17 protein-coding genes are annotated in these 24,281 nt (G+C 57.0%); 12 read left to right on the forward strand and 5 right to left on the reverse strand.

The genetic code is table 11. From position 1 onward, the window contains the following. Position 1 precedes the first annotated feature (1 nt). Genes SWE17_RS14075 through SWE17_RS14100 form a run of 6 tightly spaced genes read left to right on the forward strand, consistent with a single transcriptional unit; the run spans position 2 to position 5,313 of the window. Complete coding sequence (locus SWE17_RS14075; RefSeq protein ID WP_322993705.1) at positions 2–2,011, forward strand: acetyl/propionyl/methylcrotonyl-CoA carboxylase subunit alpha; 2,010 nt, start codon at positions 2–4, stop codon at positions 2,009–2,011. A 12-nt stretch (positions 2,012–2,023) separates the two neighbouring features. Then, positions 2,024–2,944, forward strand: a complete 921-nt coding sequence (locus SWE17_RS14080) for a glyoxylate/hydroxypyruvate reductase A (RefSeq protein ID WP_322993706.1) — start codon at positions 2,024–2,026, stop codon at positions 2,942–2,944. A gap of 12 nt (positions 2,945–2,956) precedes the next feature. Next, positions 2,957–3,865 carry a hydroxymethylglutaryl-CoA lyase gene (locus SWE17_RS14085; protein ID WP_322993707.1) on the forward strand — a complete coding sequence of 303 codons (909 nt, stop codon included), beginning with the start codon at positions 2,957–2,959 and terminating at the stop codon, positions 3,863–3,865. A 3-nt stretch (positions 3,866–3,868) separates the two neighbouring features. Beyond that, a complete protein-coding gene (locus tag SWE17_RS14090) occupies positions 3,869–4,390 on the forward strand; it encodes a YbaK/EbsC family protein (protein WP_322993708.1) in 522 nt (173 codons plus the stop codon). Continuing rightward, positions 4,387–4,653, forward strand: a complete 267-nt coding sequence (locus SWE17_RS14095) for a DUF1289 domain-containing protein (protein ID WP_322993709.1) — start codon at positions 4,387–4,389, stop codon at positions 4,651–4,653. The genes SWE17_RS14090 and SWE17_RS14095 overlap by 4 nt, the downstream gene beginning before the upstream one ends. An 18-nt stretch (positions 4,654–4,671) precedes the next feature. Beyond that, positions 4,672–5,313 carry a 2-hydroxychromene-2-carboxylate isomerase gene (locus SWE17_RS14100; protein WP_322993710.1) on the forward strand — a complete coding sequence of 214 codons (642 nt, stop codon included), beginning with the start codon at positions 4,672–4,674 and terminating at the stop codon, positions 5,311–5,313. Positions 5,314–5,321: 8 nt separating this feature from the next. Here the strand turns inward: SWE17_RS14100 and SWE17_RS14105 are convergent, their stop codons facing one another. Together SWE17_RS14105 and SWE17_RS14110 are read right to left on the reverse strand one after the other, a co-directional pair. Next, positions 5,322–5,579, reverse strand: coding sequence for a sodium/substrate symporter small subunit (locus SWE17_RS14105; RefSeq protein WP_322993711.1), 258 nt, complete (start codon positions 5,577–5,579; stop codon positions 5,322–5,324). 1 nt (position 5,580) lies between these two features. Beyond that, entirely contained in the window at positions 5,581–7,305 is a 1,725-nt protein-coding gene (locus SWE17_RS14110) for a GMC family oxidoreductase (protein ID WP_322993712.1), read from the reverse strand. A gap of 308 nt (positions 7,306–7,613) precedes the next feature. On the opposite strand from SWE17_RS14110, the gene SWE17_RS14115 reads away from it, so the two are divergent. The 4 genes from SWE17_RS14115 to SWE17_RS14130 all read left to right on the forward strand — a co-directional run bounded on the left by SWE17_RS14115 (position 7,614) and on the right by SWE17_RS14130 (position 16,726). After that, entirely contained in the window at positions 7,614–9,374 is a 1,761-nt protein-coding gene (locus SWE17_RS14115; RefSeq protein WP_322993713.1) for an MFS transporter, read from the forward strand. 88 nt (positions 9,375–9,462) lie between these two features. Beyond that, positions 9,463–9,660 carry a hypothetical protein gene (locus SWE17_RS14120; protein WP_322993714.1) on the forward strand — a complete coding sequence of 66 codons (198 nt, stop codon included), beginning with the start codon at positions 9,463–9,465 and terminating at the stop codon, positions 9,658–9,660. Between the two features lie 136 nt (positions 9,661–9,796). Next, complete coding sequence (locus tag SWE17_RS14125) at positions 9,797–15,910, forward strand: excinuclease ABC subunit A (RefSeq protein ID WP_322993715.1); 6,114 nt, start codon at positions 9,797–9,799, stop codon at positions 15,908–15,910. A gap of 372 nt (positions 15,911–16,282) precedes the next feature. Beyond that, positions 16,283–16,726: an REP-associated tyrosine transposase gene (locus tag SWE17_RS14130; protein WP_322993716.1), complete on the forward strand. Its 444-nt coding sequence runs from the start codon at positions 16,283–16,285 to the stop codon at positions 16,724–16,726. 190 nt (positions 16,727–16,916) lie between these two features. On the opposite strand, the gene SWE17_RS14135 is transcribed toward SWE17_RS14130, so the two are convergent. After that, positions 16,917–18,080: a class I SAM-dependent methyltransferase gene (locus SWE17_RS14135; RefSeq protein ID WP_322993717.1), complete on the reverse strand. Its 1,164-nt coding sequence runs from the start codon at positions 18,078–18,080 to the stop codon at positions 16,917–16,919. A gap of 294 nt (positions 18,081–18,374) precedes the next feature. On the opposite strand from SWE17_RS14135, the gene SWE17_RS14140 reads away from it, so the two are divergent. Both SWE17_RS14140 and SWE17_RS14145 read left to right on the forward strand, forming a co-directional pair. After that, entirely contained in the window at positions 18,375–21,161 is a 2,787-nt protein-coding gene (locus tag SWE17_RS14140) for a glycosyltransferase family 2 protein (protein WP_322993718.1), read from the forward strand. Positions 21,162–21,232: 71 nt separating this feature from the next. Next, positions 21,233–22,282, forward strand: a complete 1,050-nt coding sequence (locus SWE17_RS14145) for an acyltransferase (RefSeq protein WP_322993719.1) — start codon at positions 21,233–21,235, stop codon at positions 22,280–22,282. Positions 22,283–22,343: 61 nt separating this feature from the next. Here the strand turns inward: SWE17_RS14145 and SWE17_RS14150 are convergent, their stop codons facing one another. After that, positions 22,344–23,111, reverse strand: a complete 768-nt coding sequence (locus SWE17_RS14150; RefSeq protein WP_322993720.1) for a PIG-L family deacetylase — start codon at positions 23,109–23,111, stop codon at positions 22,344–22,346. Beyond that, complete coding sequence (locus SWE17_RS14155) at positions 23,065–24,276, reverse strand: glycosyltransferase family 4 protein (protein ID WP_322993721.1); 1,212 nt, start codon at positions 24,274–24,276, stop codon at positions 23,065–23,067. Before SWE17_RS14155 ends, SWE17_RS14150 begins: the two co-directional genes overlap by 47 nt. Positions 24,277–24,281: the final 5 nt, after the last annotated feature.

Genomic DNA, 24,281 nt, shown 5'->3' on the forward strand with positions numbered 1-24,281 from the left:
CATGTTCAAAAAAATTCTGATCGCCAACCGTGGCGAAATTGCCTGCCGCGTGGCGGCCACCGCCCGCCGAATGGGCATCCAGACTGTGGCCGTTTATTCAGATGCCGATGCTGGGGCCAAGCATGTGCAAGCCTGCGACGAAGCGGTGCATGTGGGCGGCTCAGCACCCAAAGACAGCTACCTGCGCTGGGAACGCATTTTGCAAGCCGCCAAAGACACAGGGGCCGAAGCGGTGCACCCCGGTTATGGTTTTTTGAGCGAGAACGAAGACTTTGCAAAAGCTTGTGCCGCCGCTGGCTTGGTGTTCATCGGCCCGCCTGCCTCGGCCATTTTGGCGATGGGCCTCAAGGCAGAGTCCAAGCGCTTGATGGAGTCGGCTGGTGTGCCCCTGGTACCCGGTTACCACGGGGCTGACCAAGACCCGGCGCTGCTGCAGCGTGAGGCCGACCGCATCGGCTACCCCGCGCTCATCAAAGCCAGTGCAGGCGGTGGCGGCAAAGGCATGCGCGTGGTCGAGACGTCTGAAGACTTTGCCGCTGCCCTGGCCTCTTGCAAGCGCGAAGCCATCAACAGCTTTGGCAGCGATGCTGTCCTGATCGAAAAGTACGTGCAGCGCCCGCGCCACATCGAAATCCAGGTCTTTGGCGACACACAAGGCAACTGCGTGTATTTGTTCGAGCGTGACTGCTCGGTGCAGCGCCGCCACCAAAAAGTCCTGGAAGAAGCCCCGGCTCCTGGCATGACCGAGGCCCTGCGTGCGCAAATGGGTGCGGCTGCTGTGGCCGCAGCCAAGGCGGTGAACTATGTGGGTGCGGGCACGGTGGAATTCATCGTCGAGCAAACGGCGTACGATCAGCCCGAGTCCATGAAGTTCTTCTTCATGGAGATGAACACCCGCCTACAGGTGGAGCACCCGGTGACCGAGGCCATCACTGGCCTTGATCTGGTCGAATGGCAGTTGCGCGTGGCCTCAGGCGAGCCTCTGCCTTTGCGGCAGGACCAGTTGCGCATCCAGGGCCATGCCATCGAGGCGCGCATCTGCGCCGAGAACCCCGACAACAACTTTTTGCCCGCCACGGGCACCTTGCAGGTGTATCGCAAGCCGCAAGCCAGTAACTTTGAAAGAAGCACGGTGCGCATTGACGATGGCGTGCGCGAGGGCGACACCATCAGCCCGTTTTACGACTCCATGGTCGCCAAGCTCATCGTGCATGGCGACACCCGCGAGCAAGCGCTGGCCCGGCTGGACACCGCTTTGGCGCAAACCCACATCGTGGGCCTGAACACCAATGTGCAGTTCTTGCGCCATGTGGTGCGCAGCGAAGCCTTTGCCACCGCCAAGCTCGACACCGCACTGATCCAGCGCGAAGCCGCTGTGCTGTTCAAACAAGAAACCGTGGGCTTGCCTGCCTCTGTGGCCGCCGTGGTGGCGCATACCCTGCACGCCGAGAAAGCCCTGCAGGGCCCAGACCCCTTCAGCCGCCGCGATGGCTGGCAGTCGCACGGCTTGGCGCAGCGCCGCTTTGAATTTGTCTGGCAAGACCAGCCGCGCTCGGCCCGTCTGAACTACCTGCACGACGGCGCTTTGAGCCTGTCGCTCGAAGGCGAAAATGCTGTTTCTGGCGTATTGACATTTAGCGACGACGGCGCAGGCCTGTGGGTGCAGTGGGGCGGTACCGCCCGCTGCTTCAGCCATCTCGACTGGCAAGGCGAAACCGCGCACATCTTTACGCCCCAAGGCGCGACCCGCATCAACGTGCTCGACCCATTGGCGCACGCTGGCGAAGCGGCGCAAGAAGGCGGACGCCTCACGGCCCCCATGCCCGGCAAGGTGGTGTCGTTTGCCGTCAAGGCGGGTGACAAGGTCAAAGCCGGGCAGGCCTTGGCGGTGATGGAAGCCATGAAGATGGAGCACACCATCAGTGCGCCCAAAGACGGCGTGGTGGCCGAGTTGCTCTACGCCCCGGGCGATCAAGTCGCCGACGGGGCAGAGTTACTCAAGTTGGGCTGACAAAATCGGACCATGAACATCACCATTTGCTTCGACAAGCTCGACCCAGCCCCTTGGGTACAGGGCCTGCAACAAGCCTTCCCAGAGGCCTCGGTGTCCGCCTGGGCACCCGGCGCACCCCCCGCAGACCACGCCATCGTCTGGGCCCCGCCCCAGCAGTTCATCGATGAGCAGCTTGGTTTGCAAACGCTTTTCAACATCGGCGCAGGTGTGGATGCCTTGCTTCAGCTGAAACTGCCGCCGAGCCTCAAGGTGGTACGTCTCGACGATGCCGGCATGTCCGTGCAAATGGCTGAATACGTGTGCCATGCAGTCATTCGGCACTTCCGCGAGTTCGATGGCTACGATGCTGACACGCAAGCGGGCAAATGGTCTTACCGCAAGCCACGCAATCGCGCAGACTTAGCCGTCGGTGTGATGGGCTTGGGTGTATTGGGCGAGCGGGTGGCCAAGGCGCTGCAGGTCTTTGAATTCTCCGTCAACGGCTACAGCCGCAGCCCCAAAGACCTGCCTGGTGTTCGCTGCTTCAGCGGGACGCAGAGCTTGCCAGATTTCCTGCAGTCCACACGCGTGCTGGTCAACCTGATGCCGCTCACGACCGAGACCGAAAACATCCTGAACAAAGACACGCTCTCGCAGCTGCAACAAGGCGGCTATGTGATCAACGTGGCCCGTGGCAAGCACTTGGTCGAAGATGACTTGATCACCCTCATCGACCAGGGCCACCTCGCAGGTGCCACACTCGACGTGTTCCGCACCGAGCCGCTGCCCGCTGGGCACCCGTTCTGGCAACACCCGAAAATCACCGTCACGCCGCACACTTCGGCACGTACCTTGCGCGAAGAAAGCATTGCCCAAATCGTCGGCAAAATGCAGGCTTTGCAGCGCGGGGCGTCGATCAATGGCGTCGTCGATCCACAGCGTGGTTATTGAAAGTCTATATATATGTCACTGCCTTCACGCGTTCAACTCATCGACGTCGGCCCCCGTGACGGTTTGCAAAACGAAAAGCAGCCGGTGCCTGCCGCCGTCAAAATCGAATTGGTCCATCGCCTTCAGGCTGCTGGCTTGACCGAGATCGAGGTCACCAGCTTCGTCAGCCCCAAGTGGGTGCCGCAGATGGCCGACAACGCGGAAGTGATGGCGGGCATTCAGCGGCAAGCTGGCGTGCGCTATTCGGTGCTCACGCCCAATATGGTGGGATACCAGGCCTCCATCGCGTCGCGCCCCGACGAAATCGTGGTCTTTGGTGCCGCCAGTCAGGCCTTCAGCCAAAAGAACATCAACTGCTCGATCGAAGAAAGCATGGAGCGCTTTGCACCCGTGGTGCAAGCGGCCTTGGCTGCGGGTATTGCAGTGCGTGGAGCCATGAGCTGCACCGTGGGCTGCCCTTATGAGGGTGAAGTCTCACCTGCCAGCGTGGCCCACTTGGCGGGTTTGATGAAGCAGATCGGCGTGCAGCGTGTGGACGTGGCCGACACCATCGGCACGGGCACACCGCGCAAGGTGCAAAAGGCCATTGAAGCCACGTTGCAACATTTCGACATCGACCACATCTGCGGCCACTTTCACGACACCTATGGTCAGGCGCTGGCCAATACGCTGGCGGCGTTGCAAATGGGCGTGTGGAATTTCCAGTCTTCCGTTGCAGGTTTGGGTGGCTGCCCCTATGCCAAAGGCGCGACGGGCAATGTGGCCACTGAAGACGTGGTCTACATGCTGCACGGCATGGGCATTGCCACGGGCATTGACCTGGACAAACTGGTCGATGCTGGCGCCTTCATCAGTGACTTTTTGGGCCGTAAACCCAACTCCAATGTGGCCAAGGCCATCCTCAACAAGCGTGCGGGTTGAGTGATGTGTGGCGCTGAACTCCATGCTCTGCCTGATGGCGTCCAGCGTGTGGCCAGTTTTTTGCAGGCTGCCAACCACACGCACTCACCGCTCATGCTCGATGGCGCAGCCCGTACCGCACAAGAGGCCGCAGACGGTCTGGGTGTGCTGCTGGGACAGATCGCCAAGAGCGTGATCTTCAAACGCAAGGAAGACGGCGTGGCCGTGTTGGTGGTCACCTCGGGCGACCGACGTGTGGACGAAAAGAAGGTCTCTGCCCTGGTGGGTAAAGTCGGGCGCGCAGACGCTGATTTTGTGAAGGCGCAAACCGGTTTTGCCATTGGTGGCGTTTCGCCCGTGGCGCACCTGAACCCATCGGTCACCTTGTTGGACCAAGACCTGTGGCGTTTTGAGGTGGTTTGGGCGGCTGCTGGACATCCTCATGCCGTGTTCCAATTGGAACCTGAAGACCTGAAACGGTTGACCAGCGCGCCTGTAGCTGACGTGGCGCAAACACAGCCCCAATTCCCGAGTGAGACCCCATGAACGACTATTACTGGGACAAATTGGCCGAGCGTGCCGAGGCGTATCTGGCCAGGCCCTCACCACCTGAGCCGAATTCGGTGCCATCCCCTTGCATGTCGCTGTGTTTGATGCACCCCAGTGCCGCTTGGTGTGAGGGTTGTTTGCGGACCCTGCCTGAAATTGGCGGTTGGAGCCGAGCCACGGTGCAAGAACAGCACGAAGTGTGGGTCCAGATTCCCGAGCGCTTGAAAAATCGCCGAGAGCTTGAAAAATCCAAACGCTGAAGCCTGCGCACTTTCACCATGAAAACCATCCACTTTTACTTGGACTTCATATCGCCCTACGCTTGGTTGGCCTTTGATGCTTTGCCAAAGGCGCTTGAGGGCATCAGCTATCGGGTGGTGCACAAACCCTTGTTGTTTGCGGCCTTGCTCAAGCACCATGGCCAATTGGGTCCTGCAGAGATGCCCAGCAAACGGGACTGGACTTATCGCCAAGTCTTGTGGTTGGCCAAGCAACAGGGCACCGATTTGCAGTTGCCCGCCTCACACCCGTTCAACCCGCTGGGTTTGCTGCGCTTGGCCAGTGCGTGCGACGCCGAAGGTCAGCCCAACCGGTTTGTGTGCGAAAAAATCTTCAGGCATGTGTGGTGCACGGGCCTTGATGCGGCAGACCCCGAACGACTGGCCCGCTTGCATGCGGAGCTGTCACCTGTTTTGCCGCCCGATGGCGACCAGGTGAAAAAAGCCTTGCAAACACACAGCCAAGAAGCGATTGGCGCAGGCGTGTTTGGCGTGCCCAGTTTCGTGGTGGATGACAAAGTGTTTTGGGGTCAAGACGCATTGCCCATTCTGCGGGCTTATTTGAAAGGCGATGCGTGGTTTGACGGGCCAGATTGGCAAGCCCCTGATCGGTGTGCAGTCGGGATCAAGCGCTCCAGCTGATGCGCGATTTAAGGCGCTTTCGGGTTATCGGGATCTGTGGCTGAGACCTCCGCTTCCCAGCGGTTCACCAGCCAAGCGTACACCACCACAATCGCCAAAAAGACCAGCAGCGAACCTTGTGCGCTGAGCCAGAAGTGAAGCGGCCACCCGCCGACCTTGAATGACAAGTCGCGTGCAAAAAATGGCAGCACAAAATTCACGCAGACCCAGATACCCAAAAGCACCGCAGTCAACACCCGTTTGCGATAACGAAGTCGGTCTGGCATGTCATGCACCGATGCGTTGTGCGGCATCCTCGGCGATCCACTGCGCCGCTTTTTCCGCAATCATGAGCGTGGGGCTGTTGGTGTTGCCGCTGGTGATGGTGGGCATGACGCCTGCATCGACCACGCGCAAGCCCGCGATGCCTCGCACCTGCAAACGGCCATTCACAACCGCCATCGGGTCGTCGTCGCGCCCCATGCGGGTGGTGCCCACCGGGTGGAAGATGGTGCTGGCGATGTCCCCCGCCAGCTTGGCCAGTTCTTCGTCGGTTTGGTATTGCACACCAGGCTTGAACTCTTCAGGCTGGAAGGATTTCATCGCGTCTTGCGACATGATGCGGCGCGTCACACGCAGGCTGTCGGCGGCTACCTTGCGGTCTTCGGCTGTGGCCAGGTAATTGGGGGCAATGGCCGGTGCATCTTCAAAGCGGGGGCTGGTGATGTTCACCGTTCCTCGGCTGCTTGGGTTGAGGTTGCACACACTGGCCGTGATGGCTGGGAAGCTGTGCAGCGGCTCGCCAAAAGCATCCAAGCTCAGTGGCTGAACGTGGTACTCCAGGTTGGCGTGCGCCTGCGATGGATCGCTCTTGGTGAAGGCGCCCAACTGGCTGGGGGCCATGCTCATGGGGCCTGAGCGTTTGAAGGCGTATTCCATGCCAATCATGGCCTTGCCCCACAGGCTGTTGGCCAAGGTGTTGAGGGTTTTGGCCCCTTTGACTTTGTATACCGAGCGGATTTGCAAATGGTCTTGCAGGTTGGCGCCCACGCCGGGCAAGTCATGCTTCACTTCGACGCCAACACCTTGCAGCAAGGCCGCAGGGCCAATGCCGGAGAGTTGCAAAATCTGCGTCGAGCCAATGCTGCCCGCGCTCAAAATCAGCTCTTGTGTGGCTTTGACTTCGACCATCTCCAGCCCCGTCCAAACCTGTGCGCCCGTGCAACGCTTTTCGCCGTTGGCTTGGGTTTCAATGATCAGTTTGGAAACCTGCGCTTTGTTCCACAGCTCAAAGTTGGCGCGGGCGTAACAGGTGGGGCGTAAAAACGCTTTGGCCGTGTTCCAGCGCCAACCGCTGCGTTGGTTCACATCAAAGTAAGCCACGCCTTCGTTGTTGCCCCGGTTGAAGTCGTCGGTGGCCGGGATGCCCGCCTGCTGTGCGGCTTGAGAAAACGCATCCAGCACGTCCCAACGCAGGCGCTGTTTTTCGATGCGCCATTCGCCGCCCGTGTTGCGCCCACGCAAGGTGTGCAGGTAGCCGCCCTTGGGCAAATCGGTGGGGGCCAGCAACCCTGACTTAGCGCCTTTGGCCCCGTGAAACTCGTTGGCGCCGTTGTAATGGTCTTCGTGCAGCTTGAAGTACGGCAGGGCCTGGTCCCAGCGCCACGCGTCGTTGCCGGTGATCTGCGCCCATTGGTCGTAATCGCGCGACTGGCCGCGCATGTAAATCATGCCGTTGATGCTGGAGCAACCGCCCAACACCTTGCCACGCGGGTAGCGCAAGCTGCGCCCGTTCAGGCCATCGGTGGGTTCGGTTTGGTACATCCAATCCGTGCGTGGGTTGCCAATGCAATAAAGGTAACCCACCGGAATGTGGATCCAGTGGTAGTCGTCTTTTTTACCCGCCTCGATCAACAGCACGCGCTTGCTGGCATCGGCACTCAGGCGGTTGGCCAGCAGGCATCCAGCGGTGCCGCCGCCAACAATGATGTAGTCAAAAGTGTTTTCGTTCATGGGTCGTTGGGTGTGGGCTGCGTGGTTCTGGGCGATGACGGTGAACTGTAAAGGATCAGGCCACCGATGGAATGGGGGCAAAACGCAGGCTTGCCCGCATTCAGCCGCCATGAGGTGGGGGTTCGGCAATAAATGATTCCGGGGGATTACCCTCGGTCTCCGTCCATTTTCTGCAATGTGAAATGAATACCAAGGGTTAACGCGTGGTTTGTAAGTGTTTGTTGGTTGCTTGTCAGACAGGGGCAAGTGCAAGCACCAAGAATCGCGCCAAGTTTCCGTGTCGGAGACTCTTTTTTGGAGACAGCTCTATGGCTACAACTGAACCCCGTCCGATGTCGGCGGAAGAGAAGAAGGTGATTTTTGCCTCTTCTCTGGGTACCGTTTTTGAATGGTATGACTTTTACCTGTACGGCTCGTTGGCCGCGATCATTGCCAAGCAATTCTTCAGCGGCTTGGACGAAGGCTCTGCTTTCATCTTCGCTTTGCTGGCGTTTGCTGCTGGTTTCATCGTGCGTCCTTTCGGCGCGATCTTCTTCGGCCGCTTGGGCGACATGATTGGCCGCAAGTACACCTTCTTGGTCACCATCCTGATCATGGGTGCATCGACCTTCATCGTGGGCATCTTGCCTAACTACGCCAGCATTGGCGTGGCCGCTCCCGTCATCCTGATCTGCCTGCGCTTGTTGCAAGGTTTGGCTTTGGGTGGTGAGTACGGTGGTGCTGCTACTTATGTGGCCGAGCACGCCCCTCACGGCAAGCGTGGTGCTTACACCGCCTGGATCCAGACCACAGCCACTTTGGGCTTGTTCTTGTCCTTGATGGTGATTTTGGGCACCCGTACCATCATCGGTGAAGAAGCCTTCGCCGACTGGGGCTGGCGCGTGCCGTTCATCGTCTCGATCATCATGTTGATCATCTCGGTCTACATCCGTTTGAGCATGAACGAATCGCCTGCTTTCGTGAAAATGAAAGCCGAAGGCAAGACCTCCAAGGCCCCTCTGTCCGAGTCTTTCGGCCAGTGGAAAAACCTGAAGATCGTGATCTTGGCCCTGATCGGTCTGACTGCTGGTCAAGCTGTGGTTTGGTACTCCGGTCAGTTCTACGCTTTGTTCTTCTTGACACAAGCGTTGAAAGTGGACGGCGCCACCGCCAACATCATGGTCGCAATCTCCTTGATCATCGGCACACCTTTCTTCATCGTGTTCGGCGCACTGTCTGACAAGATTGGTCGCAAGCCGATCATCTTGGCCGGTTGCTTGTTGGCCGCTTTGACTTACTTCCCCGTGTTCAAGGCCTTGACCAAGGCTGCTAACCCAGACTTGTACGCTGCCCAAGCCGCTTCGCAAGTGGTGGTTGTTGCTGATCCAGCCGAGTGCTCGTTCCAGTTCAACCCCACAGGCACCAAGAAGTTCACTTCTTCTTGCGACGTCGCCAAGCAACGTTTGGCTGGCGCATCGGTGAGCTACTCCAACGAAGTTGCACCTGCTGGCACACCTGCCATCATCAAGGTGGGCGAGACTGTTGTGAACGTGAAGTACTCGGCTGAAGACGTCGCCGCTGCCAAGGCCAAGGCCGAGGAAAAGCTGGCTGCTCTGAACGCTGCTGAACCCAAAGATGCCAAGGCCATCGAAGCTGCCACCAAGTCTGTCAAAGACCTGAGCAACGAGAAGACCGCTGGTGCCACTTTGTTGGCTTCCAACCTGGGCGCTGCTCTGAAGGCTGCGAACTACCCAGTCAAAGCCGACATGGCCAAGTTCGACAAAGTCACCGTCATCATCATCCTCTCCTACTTGGTGCTGTTGGTGACCATGGTGTACGGCCCGATCGCCGCCATGCTGGTTGAGATGTTCCCCACCCGTATCCGTTACACATCGATGTCCTTGCCTTACCACATCGGTAACGGCTGGTTCGGTGGTTTGCTGCCCACCACCGCCTTCGCGATCGTGGCTCAGACCGGTAATATGTACAACGGCTTGTGGTACCCCATCATCATCGCCGGTGCAACCGTCGTGATTGGTGGCTTGTTCATCAAAGAAACCAAAGACGTCGATATCTACGCTGACGACTGATCTTTCTTGTAAGCAACCCGGGGTGACTCGGGTGCTAAATTCAAGGCCTTCCCTCTGTGGAGGGCCTTCTTTATTTTGGAGATGAATGATGTGGAAACTCGTTGTTGGATTCGTGATCTTTGCTGGCTTGGCTTTGTATGTCATCAGCAAAGGCGGTGACAGCCTGGACATGAGCGGCGAAAAGCATGGCGCAGACGCCGTGCACGTCGAGCCCGCCAAGGCAGACGCTTCTGCACCTGCAGCCCCCGCTGCTGCACCGGCTTCTGACGCCAGCGCTGCCAAGTAATCGACCCTCTGAGCGCTTGACCCCGGTCAAGCGCCTCAAATCAAAGCCACGCCTGTGCGTGGCTTTTCTTTTGCCCGCGCATGTTGTCATGTTCTGCGCCCTAGAATGTTTGGCCTTCACCCCATAAAGCCCGTCCATGTCCCAAGGTCTCATCCGCATCCGTGGTGCCCGTCAGCACAACCTCAAAAACATCGATCTGGACATCCGCACGGGTGAGTTGACCGTGGTCACCGGGCCCAGCGGCTCAGGCAAGTCGAGCCTGGTGTTCGACACCCTCTACGCCGAAGGCCAGCGCCGCTATGTAGAGACCTTCAGCGCCTACGCCCGACAGTTTCTGGACCGCATGGACAAACCAGCCGTGGACAAGGTCGAAGGCGTGCCCCCGGCCATTGCGATTGACCAGACCAACCCGGTGCGCAGCTCACGCTCCACCGTGGGCACCATGACCGAGCTGAACGACCACCTCAAGTTGTTGTTCGCCCGTTTGGGCCAGTTGTTCGACAAAGACACCGCGCAGCCGGTGCGCCACGACAACCCCGACACGATTTACGCCGAACTGGCCCAGCGTGCCGCGCAAGCGGGCGATCCGCGCCTGTACCTGACCTTTCCCGTCGAGTTGCCCGCCAACACCAGCGCCGAGCAGGTCGAGCAATGGTTGTCGGCCAGTGGCTTCACCAAGGTGCAGGCCGAACGCGAAGTGGCCACCCTCACCGGCCCCCGCAAAGTGCTGGACGTGATCGCCGACCGCTTTCGCATCGGCACTGCCGAAAAAGCCCGTGTGGTCGAAGCCATCGAAGTGGCCTTGAAACGCGGCGGCCGCCTGAATGTCTATGTGGAGAAATCGGGGTCAGATCCCAATTTCTCCGCTGCTTCCGCCCCTGAGCCCGCCTTTGACATCTGGCGCTTTTCGACAGGCCTGCATTGCCCAGACAGCGATTTGCGTTACACCGACCCGATCCCGTCGATGTTCTCGTTCAACTCCGCCGTGGGCGCGTGCGAGACTTGCCGGGGTTTTGGCCGGGTGATCGGCGTGGACTACGGCCTGGTCATTCCCAACCCCAAACTCACGCTGCGGGCCGGGGCCATCAAGACGCTGCAAACCCCCGCATGGCAAGAAAACCAAGACGACTTGATGCGCCACGCCGAGGCCGCAGGCATTCCGCGCGACACGGCCTGGGACAGGCTGACCCAAGCTCAGCAAGATTGGGTGATCAACGGTTCACCCGAGTGGAAGGGCCGCTGGAACCACCAGTGGTATGGCGTGAAGCGCTTTTTTGAGTACCTGGAGAGCAAGGCCTACAAGATGCACATCCGCGTGCTCTTGTCCAAGTACCGCAGTTACACCGAGTGCCCGACGTGCCAAGGGGCGCGATTGAAGACCGAGAGTTTGCTCTGGCGCATTGGCAGCCATTCGGATGCCGATGGGGTCTTGCCCGTAGAAAAACGTTTCATGCCTGCGGGCGTGAAGTGGACCCGTGCTCAGTTGGAGGCGCTGCCGGGTTTGAGCCTGCACGACATGATGATCATGCCGCTTGATCGGTTGCGATTGTTCTTTGACCGGGTGTCGGCTTCGGGATTTGCGTCTGTGGCTGCAGAGGAGGCTCCGGCCGGGGATGGGCTGGGCTCCTCATACGGCGGGGGTACGCCAAAATCGTCGCCCAGCCCATCCCCGGCCGAAGCCGTAGGGGTGGGTGCAGGCCGAACCTCCGAAGAACCAGGACAAGGCCCAAGCGCCGAACAAAAAGCACTGCAACTGCTCCTCGAAGAAATCACCACCCGCCTAAAATACCTGTGTGACGTGGGCATTGGTTACCTCACCCTCGACCGACAAAGCCGGACGCTCAGCGGCGGCGAAGTGCAGCGCATCAACCTCACCACCGCCTTGGGCACCAGCCTTGTCAACACCTTGTTCGTGCTGGACGAACCCAGCATCGGCCTGCACCCGCGTGACATGCACCGCATCACCTTGGCCATGCACCGCCTGCGTGACGCGGGCAACACGCTGGTCGTGGTCGAGCACGACCCGGCCGTCATGATGGCCGCCGACCGCATGATCGACATGGGGCCGGGTCCCGGTGAGCGCGGCGGGCAAATTGTGTTTGACGGCAGTACTGCCGACCTGCGCAACGCCGACACGCTCACGGGTGCTTATCTGGGTGGGCGCAAACAAGTGGGCCTGGGCTTCAAGCGCATGGTGAGCGACAGCACGCCGCGTTTGATTTTGGAAGGCGCACGCGAACATAACTTGCAAAACATCAGCGTGGACTTTCCGCTGCAGCGCCTGGTCACCATCACCGGCGTGAGCGGTTCGGGCAAGTCGAGCTTGATTCAAGACGTGCTGGCACCGGCGCTGATGCGCCACTTTGGCAAAGCGACCGAAACCCCCGGCGCACACGACCGCCTGCTGGGCGCCGACCACCTGAGCGATGTGGTGTTTGTGGACCAGTCGCCGATCGGCAAAACCGCACGTTCCAACCCCGTGAGTTATGTGGGCGCGTGGGACGCGATCCGCGAGATATTTGCTACTGCGCCGCTGTCGCGTCAACGTGGCTACACGGCTAGCAAGTTCAGCTTCAACGGTGGCGATGGGCGTTGCCCTACTTGCGGCGGTTCGGGCTTTGAGCATGTCGAGATGCAGTTTTTGAGCGACGTGTATCTGCGCTGCCCCGACTGTGATGGCAAACGTTACCGCCCCGAGATTCTGGAGATCACCGTCGAACGCCAAGCCCTGGGCCAGGCGCAGCCGCGCCACCTGAACGTGGCCGATGTTTTGAACCTCACGGTGAGTGAAGCTGCCGCCTTGTTCGCGCAAGATCGCGACGTGATCCGCGCCCTGCAGCCCATCGTCGATGTGGGCCTGGAGTATGTGAAGCTGGGCCAGCCTGTGCCCACCTTGTCGGGCGGTGAGGCGCAGCGTCTCAAGCTCGCGGGCTTTTTGGCCGAGGCTGCCAAAAGCGCCTCCAAGAGCCGTCAGAGCCTGGCCCGCAAAGGTACGCTCTTTTTGTTTGACGAGCCGACCACGGGTTTGCACTTTGACGACATCGCCAAGCTCATGCGGGCTTTGCGCAAGCTGCTTGAAGCGGGGCATTCGCTCATCGTCATCGAACACAACCTGGACGTGATCCGCGCCAGCGATTGGCTGATCGATCTGGGGCCAGAGGGCGGTTATGCCGGGGGCTTGATCGTGGCCGAGGGCACGCCCGAAGATGTGCGCCAACATGCGACTTCGCACACTGGGCTGGCGTTGCGTGAGTACGCCGAGTCGATGGGGGAGGTGTTCGGTGTTGCTGAGCGTTTGGGTTCCTATGGGGGCGAGGCTGCGGTGTCAGCGGGTTCCTCATACGGCGGGGGTACGCCAAAATCGTCACCCTCTGACACCGCAGCCTCGCTGGCGAGCGTTCGAGGCGGGGTGGGTGCTCATTCACTGGCGCCGGTTGCTCGGCGCGCTCCTGTGTTGAACAACAACATCCAGATCGTCAACGCCAAAGAGCACAACCTCAAAAACCTGAGCGTCAACATCCCGCGTGGCAGCTTCAACGTGGTCACCGGTGTGAGTGGGTCTGGCAAATCCACGTTGGCGTTTGACATCCTGTTCAACGAAGGCCAGCGCCGTTATTTGGAAAGCCTGAACGCCTACGCCCGAAGCATCGTCCAGCCTGCAGGCCGCCCCGAGGTGGATGCGGTGTACGGCATCCCGCCTACTGTGGCCATTGAGCAGCGGCTGTCGCGCGGTGGCCGCAAATCCACCGTGGGCACGACCACCGAGGTCTGGCATTTCTTGCGCTTGCTTTATGTGAAGCTGGGCATTCAGCATTGCGTGCACGACAACACCCCCGTGCAGCCCCAAACGCCTGACAGCATCATCGCGCAGCTGATGACGCAGTTCCGTGGGCAGCACATCGGTTTGTTGGCCCCGCTGGTCAACAACCGCAAAGGCGTGTACACCGAGTTGGCCGACTGGGCGCGGCCGCGTGGCTACACCCACTTGCGCGTCGATGGCGACTTTTTGCCCACACAAGGTTTTCCGCGCATCGACCGATTCAAAGAGCACAACATTGAACTGCCCGTGGCCAGCCTCGATGTGCTGCCTACCAACGAAACCGCCCTGCGCCAAGCCTTGACCAAAACACTGGAGCACGGCAAAGGCGTGGTGCATGTGCTGAGCGATCTGGACGGCTTGCGCGAAGCCATGTTCAGCGGCGAATCTACCGCTCGCATTGGCCAACACCGCGTGTTCTCCACATTGCGGGCTTGCCCGGCCTGCGACACCTCGTACGCCGAACTCGATCCGCGTTTGTTCTCGTACAACAGCAAACACGGTTGGTGCCCCGACTGCGTGGGCACCGGCGTCAAGCTCAGCAAGGACGAGCGCAAAGTGTTTGACGACTCGGTGCAAGACGACAAGGACAAAGGCCGCGAGAAAACCTTTGCCGAACCCGAGATCGAAGACTTGGCCAACGTGGCCTGCCCCAGCTGCGAAGGCACCCGCCTGAACGCCACGGCGCGAGCCGTGCGCTTGGGCTCAGCACCTGGCCAGGGCTGGCGCATCACCGACATCGCCAGTTTGTCGGTGACCGACGTGCGCCATTGGGTAGACAAGTTGCAGCTCACCGGTCGCGACGCCGATATCGCCCGCGACTTGGTGCCCGAGATCAAGAGTCGTCTCGAATTCCTCGAAGAAGTAGGCTTGGGTTACCTCACGCTCGATCGGGGTGCGCCCACGCTTTCAGGGGGCGAGGCACAGCGCATCCGTTTGGCTGCGCAACTCGGCAGCAACTTGCAGGGCGTGTGCTATGTGCTGGACGAGCCGACCATTGGTTTGCACGCGCGTGACAACCAGATCTTGCTCAACGCCCTGCACAAGCTGGGCGAGAAAGGCAACACGCTGGTGGTGGTGGAGCACGACGAAGACACGATCCGCCGCGCTGACCACATCATCGACATCGGGCCGAGTGCCGGTAAACGCGGTGGCCGCTTGGTGGCGCAAGGCTCGGTGGCCGACATCACGGCTTCTGCCGACTCTCAAACCGGTCGCTATTTGTTGCACGCGATGAAGCATCCGATGCAGTTGCGTAGATCGGTGTCGGTCTCGGCACGGGGCGATGGGCTGGACTCCTCATATGGCGGGGGTACGCCAAAATCGTCGCCCAGCCCATCACCCCATGCCGATACATTGGCGTCGCCGATGCAATGGCTCACGCTCACGGGCGCCAACCTGCACAACCTGCGTCAAGTCGATGTGCAGGTCCCGCTCAAACGGCTGGTGGCCGTCACCGGTGTCAGCGGTTCGGGCAAGTCCACGCTGGCCCGCGATGTGCTGCTGGCCAATGTGCAGGCGCTGGTCAGCCAGCGTTCCACATTTGCTGGGCGCACCGCGCAAGACGCGGGGCAGCGCGTGGCCTTGACCGCGTGCAGCGACGTGCAAGGTTTTGAGACGATTGACCGCGTGCTCGAAGTCGACCAAACGCCCATTGGCAAAACACCACGTTCGTGCCCCGCCACCTACATCGGTTTTTGGGACACCATCCGCAAACTGTTTGCCGAAACGCTGGAGGCCAAAGCCCGTGGCTATGCCGCCGGACGCTTCAGCTTCAACACCGGCGAAGGCCGCTGCCCGAGCTGTGAAGGCCAAGGCATGCGCACCATCGAGATGAGCTTTTTGCCCGATGTGAAAGTGCCTTGCGAGACCTGCCGCGGTGCCCGCTTCAACCCTGAAACTTTGGCCGTCACTTGGCGCGGCAAAAGCATTGGCGATGTACTGCAGATGGAGGTGGACGAGGCCGTGGATTTCTTTGCCACCATGCCCAGCATCGCGCACCCGCTGCAGCTGCTCAAAGACGTGGGCCTGGGCTACCTGACCTTGGGCCAGCCTTCACCGACCTTGAGCGGCGGCGAAGCCCAGCGCATCAAGTTGGTGACCGAGCTGACCAAAGTACGCGACGAAGTGGGCAAACGCGGCAACAAAGCCCCGCATACGTTGTATGTGTTGGATGAGCCGACGGTGGGCCTGCACATGGCCGACGTGGACAAGCTCATCAGCGTGCTGCACCGCTTGGTGAATGCTGGCCACAGCGTGATCGTGATTGAGCACGACCTGGACGTGATCGCCGAAGCCGACTGGGTCATTGACCTGGGACCAGAAGGCGGTAACGCCGGTGGCCGCATCGTCGCCGCCATGACGCCCGAGGCGCTGGTGATCCTAGGCACCCACACCGGGAAGGCCCTCGCGCCAGTACTGGCGCGGGTCTAACCCTGTGGGAGCGACGCCCCCGTCGCGATGAGGCGTTCGCAGACCGCAACCCATCGCCCCGGGGGCGGGGCTCCTACAGGGTCCACCCCTGTAGGGCCATTCCCCCTCTGTGGGAGCGACGCCCTCGTCGCGATGAGGCGTTCGCAGGCCACAACCCATCGCCCCGGGGGGCGGGGCTCCTACAGAGTCCACCCCTGTGGGGTCATTTCCCCTCTGTGGGAGCGACGCCCCCGTCGCGATGAGTCCTTCGCAGACCACAACCATCGCCCTGAGGGAGGGGCTCCCACAAAAAGGCGTGACTCCAACAAAGAAGTTTTTCCACTTGTAGTAGCGACGCCCTCGCCGCGATAATTTTGGCAAGGAGGCGCGAAGATGGCGGACACAACCCACTCGCACAGCTTGCGAGTGGGACGGCACACGCAAGCCGGGCAAATCTATCTGCTGACCACGGTCATTCTGGACCGACAGCCTTTTTTTGCCGACTTTCAAGCGGCGCGTTGTTTGATCCGCTGCCTGCAGCAAGCCCAGCAGTTGCAGCACGCCGACACCTTGGCATTTGTGGTCATGCCCGACCATCTGCACTGGCTCATGCAATTGGGCCCAAGCACCGATTTGTCTCGTTGCATGGCGGGAGTCAAATCAGTCTGCGCAAGGCAGCTGGGCATGGCGTTATGGCAAAAAGGTTTTCACGACCACGCGGTTCGCAAAGAGGAAGATATGCCTGCGCTGGCACGGTATGTGGTCGCCAACCCCGTGCGAGCTGGTTTGGTCGAGCGAGTGGGTCAATATCCGCATTGGGACGCGATCTGGTTGTGATGCGCCCATCGCTATCGCCCCGGGGGCAGAAAACCCCCATTCGCCCCGAGGGCGGGGCTCCTACAGAGTCAGGGCAATCGCCCCGAGGGCGGGGCTCCTACATTTGTGGGAGCGACGTCCCCGTCGCGATGAGTCCTTCGCAGGCCACAACCCATCGCCCCGAGGGCGGGGCTCCAACAAATCAGGGGCGTTACACGCCCAGACGCCAGAGTGATGTGACTTCGGCCGACCGCGCTGCGTGCAGCGGGTCGGTGGCGTCTTGGGCTTTGGGGTGGCGGGGTTGGGTGTCCAGGCGGCCCAAGACCTTGAGGCCCGCTTCGTCGATCCAGCCTTGCAATTCGGCGCGGGTGCGCAAACCAAGGTGTTCTGCCAAATCCGACAAAATCAACCAGCCTTCGCCTCCGGGGCAAAGGTGGCTGTCCAAGCCTGCCAAAAAGCCCTTGAGCATTTGGCTGCCTTCGTCGTAAACCGCTTGCTCCAACAAGGATGTGGGGCGTGCAGGCAACCATGGCGGGTTGCACACCACCAAGGCCGCTTGCCCGGGCGGGAACACGTCGGTCTTGAGCAGTTCGACTTGGCCCGTCAATTCCAGGCGTTGCAGGTTGTCTTTGGCGCAAGACAAAGCGCGGTCCGACATGTCGGTAGCCACGACGCGTTCTACACCGCGCCGCGCCAAAACCGCCGACAGCACACCCGTGCCAGTGCCGATGTCAAACGCCAAGGAGGTGCTTTGCAAGGCGGCGGGCAAAGGCGCCTTCGCCACCAAATCCACGTACTCGCCGCGCACGGGTGAGAACACCCCGTAATGCGGGTGAATGCGTTGGTCTGTGCCGCCTAGGGCGGCCACTTCCACGCCGTTTTTGCGCCATTCGTGCGCCCCGATCAAACCTTGCAAGACGCGCAAGGGCACCACGCCGTTTTGTCCGTCGCCTCGGCCCCAGGCTTCGTTGCAGGCCTGCTTCACATCGGGCGCACGGCGCAAAGCAATGCTGTAGTCGTCCTTCAACTCGATCAACAACGAGTTCAAAACCCGGGAACGCTGGGACTGGGCCAGGCGGTGCGCGTGAAATCCCGTGGCAGGGTCGACAGGTGCGTCGGCTTGGTTTTTGCCGCGGGTTTTGCGTTTGGCAGGTTTGTCCAGCCTGCGCACCATGGCCTGCAAAAGCAAGCGGGCGTTCTGAAAATCACCCTTCCACAACAAGCCGGTGCCCTCGCAGGCCAGTCGGTACGCCGTGTCGGCCGCGAGCGTGTCGTCGGCCAGCACCACGCGCTTCGGGGGGGTGTGTTCGGCACGCCAAGAAGCGGTGCGCTGTTTGCCGTTTTCTTCCCAGTTCAGCGGGGTCGTTTGGTTCATGGGGCGTTCCCGAAGGTCTGGGTTAAAGCGCTTGATCATAAACACCCCTTGGATTCTTCGAGAGAAGATGTTGGGCATGTCAGATTTTTGAAAAATCAGACTAACAAGAACGATCAAAATAGTCAGGCAGACCCGTTAGTCTGAGGAAGTTGGCTTTTTACCCATCTAATTGCTTGAGCACTAACGTTTATGATTCGATGAGGATCAATCTCTTGCAATATGCACAGGCGCAATCGTCGTAAGAATGCCAAATAGGTAGATGGCAAATGCTAAACGAGTGGAGTGAAAGTTGAAATGACAGACAGTGAAATTAGCAGCGTGCCCATCTTCAGTCAGACCGTTGATGTATTGATACGCAGTACAGGAAGACCAGAACTTCATAAGGCACTGGCGTCCTTGGCGGAGCAAACACATAAAAAACTGAATGTTTATATTGCTGATGCCGCAGCAATAGGCTTGACTATTTCTGAATCCCTGCCATTTCCCGTTCAAATTGTTACCACGGGTGAAAAAATGCAGCGTTCGCAGGCCGCAAATGCATTGCTAAAAAGCGCACGTTCGTCGTTGGCCATTTTTCTGGATGAAGATGACTGGTTGCTCCCAGGGCACATCAGCAAATTGCTTTCTAGTCTGGCTCAGGAACCACAAGCGGTACTGGCTTATTCGGATACAAGGTGCATTCGATACGACGACAAAGGGAACGAAGTCACCGTGCGCGAGTACGTTCATCCGTACCATCCCGAGCAGCTGATGCTCGAAAACTATATCCCGATACACGCAGCTCTTTTTCAATTAACCCCCGAAACACGTGCTTGTCATTTCGATACGGAGCTGGACCTTTTTGAAGATTGGGACTTCTGGTTGCAGTTGCAGCAAGTCGGCCCTTTCGTGCACGCTCCTGGATTCACGGCCATTTACCTGATTCATGGTGACTCAGGTGCCGGGGTTACATTTGATCGCCCCGAAATTGCACTGAAAACACTTCAGCAAATGCTTGCCAAGTGGCAAATCCGCTGGGAGTCTGAACAATTGCAGAAGCTGTGGGGTTACGCAAGGCAAATTCCTGGTTTGCAAAGTTCCATTGCGCAACTGATCCAAACACACGCTATCGAATTAGCACAACTTAAATCTTTACATCAGACGCAAATACAGGCGCTCGAAACACTACGTCAGTCACAAATTCATGAGTTTCAGACGAGTCGCTCTTGGCGTATTACTGCACCGCTTCGTGCAATAGCAGAATTCAGACGAACTTTGTCTGACATCCTCTTCATGGAGATGCCGCGCAAATTCAGCGCTCGAACTCTCTCTGCGTTGACGGCGCTGTATAAAAACAATCACCTTAATCGTCTATTTCAGTGGGTGCCTTCTAGCGTCAAGCGTCAAATACGCAATCGGCTGATGTACCTTGCTCGAGAGCCGCGCCACATTTCAGCACCAGGCGTTCAACCCGCTAACTTGTCATCCCGCAAAGACCAGCCAGTCAAGGTCAGTATCATCATCCCGGTCTATAACCATGTTGCTTACCTTCGCGAATGCATTGACAGCGCCTTGAATCAAACATATTCCAGCGTAGAAGTTGTCATTGTTGATGATCACTCACCTGATCCACTCGTAAAGCCATTGTTGCAAAGTTACGCCTCGCACCCGAGGGTGCGCTTGCTTTTCAATGACAGCAACCAAGGCATCTCTGAGTCTCAAAATCGAGCCATCATCGCCGCCAATGGGGACCTTATCGCATTCTTGGATTGCGATGATGTCCTGGACCGGCAAGCAGTAGACACGTGCGTCCAATATTGGCAGAGTGACACTGTTTACCTTCATACCGGGCGCATTAACATCGACCAGGCAGGGGTTGAACTCAGCCGTATCCACTTTGCAGACTTACCCAGACAAGACTATTTTGCTGAAAACCTTCGGGCCATGTATGCAACACACCTCAAAATCATCCGTCGTGACGTTTTTGCAAAAGTAGGCCTCTTCGATACCCGTTTTGATTCCGCGCAAGACTATGAAATGCTTATGCGGATCGCTTTTCACTATGCCAGTGGCAGCTTTGTCCATGTACCAGAATTTTTGTACAGCCATCGCTTGCATGCCCAACAAACCACAGAAACGCAAAACAGCAAACAACTTCAGTTAACAGCTCAAATTCAGGCTGAAGCACGTCTGCGTCAAAACATCCGGAACGGCGATTACTCCCGATTTGTTTCCATCATCATGTTGTCTTATGGCAAACACACCCAAACCTTAGAAGCGCTACAAGGCCTGAAAAAAACCGTCCACATTCCTCATGAAATTGTTCTTTATGACAACGGCTCAGATCAAGAGACGGTCAATTTCATTAAGGCAAATATTGACGGTCAGTTGCCCTTCGTTCGGGTTATTTACGGTGATATCAACCTCGGCCCCGCTCAAGGGCGTCGTAAGGCACTAGAGCATGCCAAAGGCGAATGGTTCATTGTTTTTGATAATGACGAAGTCCCAGAACCAGGCTGGATAGAGGAGCTTTTGGTGCGCGCTGAGAGCCACCCACAAGCAGGCGCGGTATGTTGTCGTGTCACCTTCCCCAACGGGAAGCTGCAGTTCAGTGGCGGAAAGGTTGAGCAAATCGATCCACAGGATCCGGTGATCGACTTAGGCCTTCATGACATCGGAAAACCGTACACCGATCTGAGTACCTGTCGTTTCCGAGAGGTTGACTGGTGCCCTATCGGGGCAACACTATTTACAGTCAACATTGCGCCTTACTTGCACGATGGATATCCAAATACCTTTGAAGATGCGGGCGTTTCATTCGCACTTAAAAAAGCAGGTTATCAACTGCTCAATGCACCTGGAGCGCTGGTTTGGCACGAACACATCACATTTCACTCTAAGGTAGATATGGGGGAGAAATACATGGCTGATCGTTATAACCCTAAAATGATGCTCAAAAGCATAGCCACCTTTTATGCTGAAAATAATCTTATTATTAAAGATGAATACATTTGGCGGGAAAATGACTTGAATAAAATGACTCGAGCCCAGCTTCTTGAAGCGCTTCATCAAGCAAGTCTCGTGAAAACCAGTTTTGCTTGATCATTTGCCCTCCGGCGTGGTATGGATTTGTGACCAGAAGTGAAAACTAAAAAATTTATTGAAAAACGCCCGTGAAAATTAAAGAATTACTTGTAAAAGACAATAATAACTTAGATGTATTCAGGTTAATCGCTGCATTTATGGTGATTTATGGGCATGCATTCGCAATTGCACCGCAAGCCGGAAAATTTGATCTCATTTCGCAATGGATTGGTTTTGGGTATTCAGGATCTCTTGCCGTTATTATTTTCTTTTTCATCAGTGGCTTGGTTGTCGCCAATAGTTTAATGGAGAAGAAAAGTGTTGTTCACTTTTTGATTTCAAGAGTTTTTAGAATATTTCCTGCACTTATTTTTGTGGTGTTGGGTTCTGGTTTTTTTATTGGTCCTCTTGTTACGAATTTGACTGTGAGTGAGTATTTCTCCAATCATTTGCTGTACAAATATATTGTTGGAAACATTTTTCTGGATACTTCTTATGCTCTACCTGGTGTATTCGAAAATAACAAATACCCATCGGTAGTTAACGGGTCACTTTGGACCTTGCCCTACGAGATGGCAGCATATTTGGGGTTGGTTGCAATTTTCATGCTTGGCGGGTTTCGCTCAAAAATATTCTCAATTGCAATATTTTCAATTTTTTTTGCTGATCCATTTTGGGGTGGCAAGTTGATATTCACATGGCAGACACAGAACGCTGAGGTGGATTTCCTGATTCCTTCTTTCGCCTTAGGCGTTATTGTTGCAATTTTCAAAGATGAATTGGAGGTTGATGGCCGATTCGTAATTGGTTTGTTGCTGATTTATTTTTTATTTAGAAAAGCCAGTTATGCATTTGTTTTGCTTCACTTGAGCATATTCGCTTTTGTACTTTGGTTGTCAGCTAAAAACTGGATGAAAAAACTCAAGCCAAAGATCGACTTGTCTTATGGCGTTTATTTGTGGGGATTTCCAGTGCAGCAAGTCTTTGCACATTACATTCCCAATTCTGGAATTTTCTTAAATCAAATTTTATCAATCATGGTCGCATTGGTGTGCGCGTGGATTTCATGGCATCTGGTCGAAGAGAAATCAATTGCCGTGGGTAAAGTTTTGATTAAAAAATGGACTCAACACGTATAACGTAATTTATGTTGGCCTTATTAAGGGGGTGCGGAATTTCTTTATTCCAATTGGCAAAATATTAAATTCCAATGTGCCTCAGCCAATCAAGCCAATACTGGCGGCAGCGAAGCCCATTTCCTCTCTGCCTCAGGTCCTTGACCGCAAAAGCTTCGGCACAAGCATTCGGACGACCTAAATACAAACCTCTGTAGATATTTAACCCCTCTATGGCTTGCAAATAATTGCCGTATTGCAAGGATGTTTTTTGCAATAACAAAGATTGGCGCTTAAGCTCGGTTACATGTGTTATTTCAACTACATGCGTAGCCCACACGGGAGCCCAAATCTCATAGGACAGAAGCAATTGGACGCCAAGGTCTTTTTTGCAAGCCAAATGCACCATTTGAGCAATAGCCATGTGATCGCGATGGTAATCCGTCATACCGGGCGAAAATACCCAATTCGGCTGAAAAGCTGATATCTCTTTCGTGATCAAACTTTGTACGAGCGGCCCCGGCAAGACATGACCATCAGGCAAATTCAAAAATGTCACATCCGTAATGCCCAGCAATGCCAGAGACTCCACCCATTCAGCACGTCTTTGAGGACCAATTTCCGCGGGAAGATCACCACCGCCGCTTCCATCTGTGACCAACACAACTCTCACGGCACAACGGGCTGCCAAAAGAGCCAGCGTACCTCCGCAGCCTAATACTTCGTCATCGGGATGAGGTGCAAAAACCAAGACACGACGTGCAGTTGAAAGATCCAGCGCTGCAGGTAATTCGCATGGCGGTAAATCAGTTGGGAAAAATGGTTTGCGGGGGCGTAGCGTAAATTTGAACATAACGTTGTGCGATGCTGTCGGCATTCTGGTGAATCAAAGCCCGAGCATCGGCCCGTGCACGCAAAGAGGATCGTAAGTCTTCATTGTCCAGCAAAGTACCTAGCGATCGAGTAATGGCTTCTTGTTCACAAGGCACAAGCCAGGCACCGTCTGCAAGTACATCTGGCACGCCGCCCACCGCGGTGCACAAACAAGGCAAGCCAGCACACATCGCCTCAAGATTTGCGAGACCAAAAGATTCAGTTGAAGAGGCACTGACATACACATCAGCGGCACGCAGGTAAGGCATCACATCGTCGGTTGTCAATAACACCAAGCGATCGGCAAATCCCAATGATTTAGCCAGTTGGCGCATCGCGTCATGGTCACCTTCGCCCAAAATACATAACTTCAACTGAGGCCACTTGGTTGCCCAATTAGCGCAAGCTTCCAGAATCCAATTCATGTTTTTCAGGGGCGCCAATCGACCTACTGCAACGACATACAAACCATGGGATGACCAACCCAATTGCGCGCGGGCATCCGTCATTGACAGTGCTGGCACCTTTGGCTTGCTGTGGGCCACCACATGCCAATGAGCAGGTACTTGAGGCAGTGATAGGTCTCGCGCCAATTGATTCGCAGCAGCAGTTGTTGGGCAAATAACCCAGTCAGCTGCAGACAATGTCAAGGCCTCAATGCGTCGAAACCAGCGTGCTGCTCTAGGGCCTTGATGCAAGCCATCAACGTGAGTCGCAAAAGAGTAAGAGCCAAATCCATGCTCAGTTACCCCCCACTTGATTGACCTTAATCCCAGCCACCATGCGGCTATCCGAAACCCGCAGCCCATCCATGGGTCATGCAAATGCACATGAGAAAAGCCATCTTTGCGTGCGATGCGTGCAGCCCAAAACCCCATCCACAAGCGCTCTGTCCATGCTATCAGCTGCATGCGGCGGTGCGAATGGTCGCGCAGACCTGGCCAACGAAAAATCCTGGCCAGCCAACGTCCACGCTGTGCCTGCCATGCGGCTGGCAAATCATCCTGACAGACATACGATGTGCTCACACCTGCTGCGCATAAAGCCTCCACGATGGGGGCCAAGCTTTTGCCGAGTCCATAACGGCGGTCTTGGCCGATTTCGCGTGTGACCATCAAAACACGTAAAGAGCTCAAAGGGGTCATACCAC

This window comes from Limnohabitans sp., assembly GCF_034680285.1.
GTDB lineage: Bacteria > Pseudomonadota > Gammaproteobacteria > Burkholderiales > Burkholderiaceae_C > Limnohabitans_A.

What these genes read in the sequence shown, in the direction of transcription:
- SWE17_RS14075 (WP_322993705.1), top strand. Translation starts at nt 2, where the DNA reads ATGTTCAAAAAAATTCTGATCGCCAACCGTGGCGAAATTGCCTGCCGC.
- SWE17_RS14080 (WP_322993706.1), top strand. Translation starts at nt 2,024, where the DNA reads ATGAACATCACCATTTGCTTCGACAAGCTCGACCCAGCCCCTTGGGTA.
- SWE17_RS14085 (WP_322993707.1), top strand. Translation starts at nt 2,957, where the DNA reads ATGTCACTGCCTTCACGCGTTCAACTCATCGACGTCGGCCCCCGTGAC.
- SWE17_RS14090 (WP_322993708.1), top strand. Translation starts at nt 3,869, where the DNA reads ATGTGTGGCGCTGAACTCCATGCTCTGCCTGATGGCGTCCAGCGTGTG.
- SWE17_RS14095 (WP_322993709.1), top strand. Translation starts at nt 4,387, where the DNA reads ATGAACGACTATTACTGGGACAAATTGGCCGAGCGTGCCGAGGCGTAT.
- SWE17_RS14100 (WP_322993710.1), top strand. Translation starts at nt 4,672, where the DNA reads ATGAAAACCATCCACTTTTACTTGGACTTCATATCGCCCTACGCTTGG.
- SWE17_RS14105 (WP_322993711.1), bottom strand. Translation starts at nt 5,579, where the DNA reads ATGCCAGACCGACTTCGTTATCGCAAACGGGTGTTGACTGCGGTGCTT.
- SWE17_RS14110 (WP_322993712.1), bottom strand. Translation starts at nt 7,305, where the DNA reads ATGAACGAAAACACTTTTGACTACATCATTGTTGGCGGCGGCACCGCT.
- SWE17_RS14115 (WP_322993713.1), top strand. Translation starts at nt 7,614, where the DNA reads ATGGCTACAACTGAACCCCGTCCGATGTCGGCGGAAGAGAAGAAGGTG.
- SWE17_RS14120 (WP_322993714.1), top strand. Translation starts at nt 9,463, where the DNA reads ATGTGGAAACTCGTTGTTGGATTCGTGATCTTTGCTGGCTTGGCTTTG.
- SWE17_RS14125 (WP_322993715.1), top strand. Translation starts at nt 9,797, where the DNA reads ATGTCCCAAGGTCTCATCCGCATCCGTGGTGCCCGTCAGCACAACCTC.
- SWE17_RS14130 (WP_322993716.1), top strand. Translation starts at nt 16,283, where the DNA reads ATGGCGGACACAACCCACTCGCACAGCTTGCGAGTGGGACGGCACACG.
- SWE17_RS14135 (WP_322993717.1), bottom strand. Translation starts at nt 18,080, where the DNA reads ATGAACCAAACGACCCCGCTGAACTGGGAAGAAAACGGCAAACAGCGC.
- SWE17_RS14140 (WP_322993718.1), top strand. Translation starts at nt 18,375, where the DNA reads ATGACAGACAGTGAAATTAGCAGCGTGCCCATCTTCAGTCAGACCGTT.
- SWE17_RS14150 (WP_322993720.1), bottom strand. Translation starts at nt 23,111, where the DNA reads ATGTTCAAATTTACGCTACGCCCCCGCAAACCATTTTTCCCAACTGAT.
- SWE17_RS14155 (WP_322993721.1), bottom strand. Translation starts at nt 24,276, where the DNA reads ATGACCCCTTTGAGCTCTTTACGTGTTTTGATGGTCACACGCGAAATC.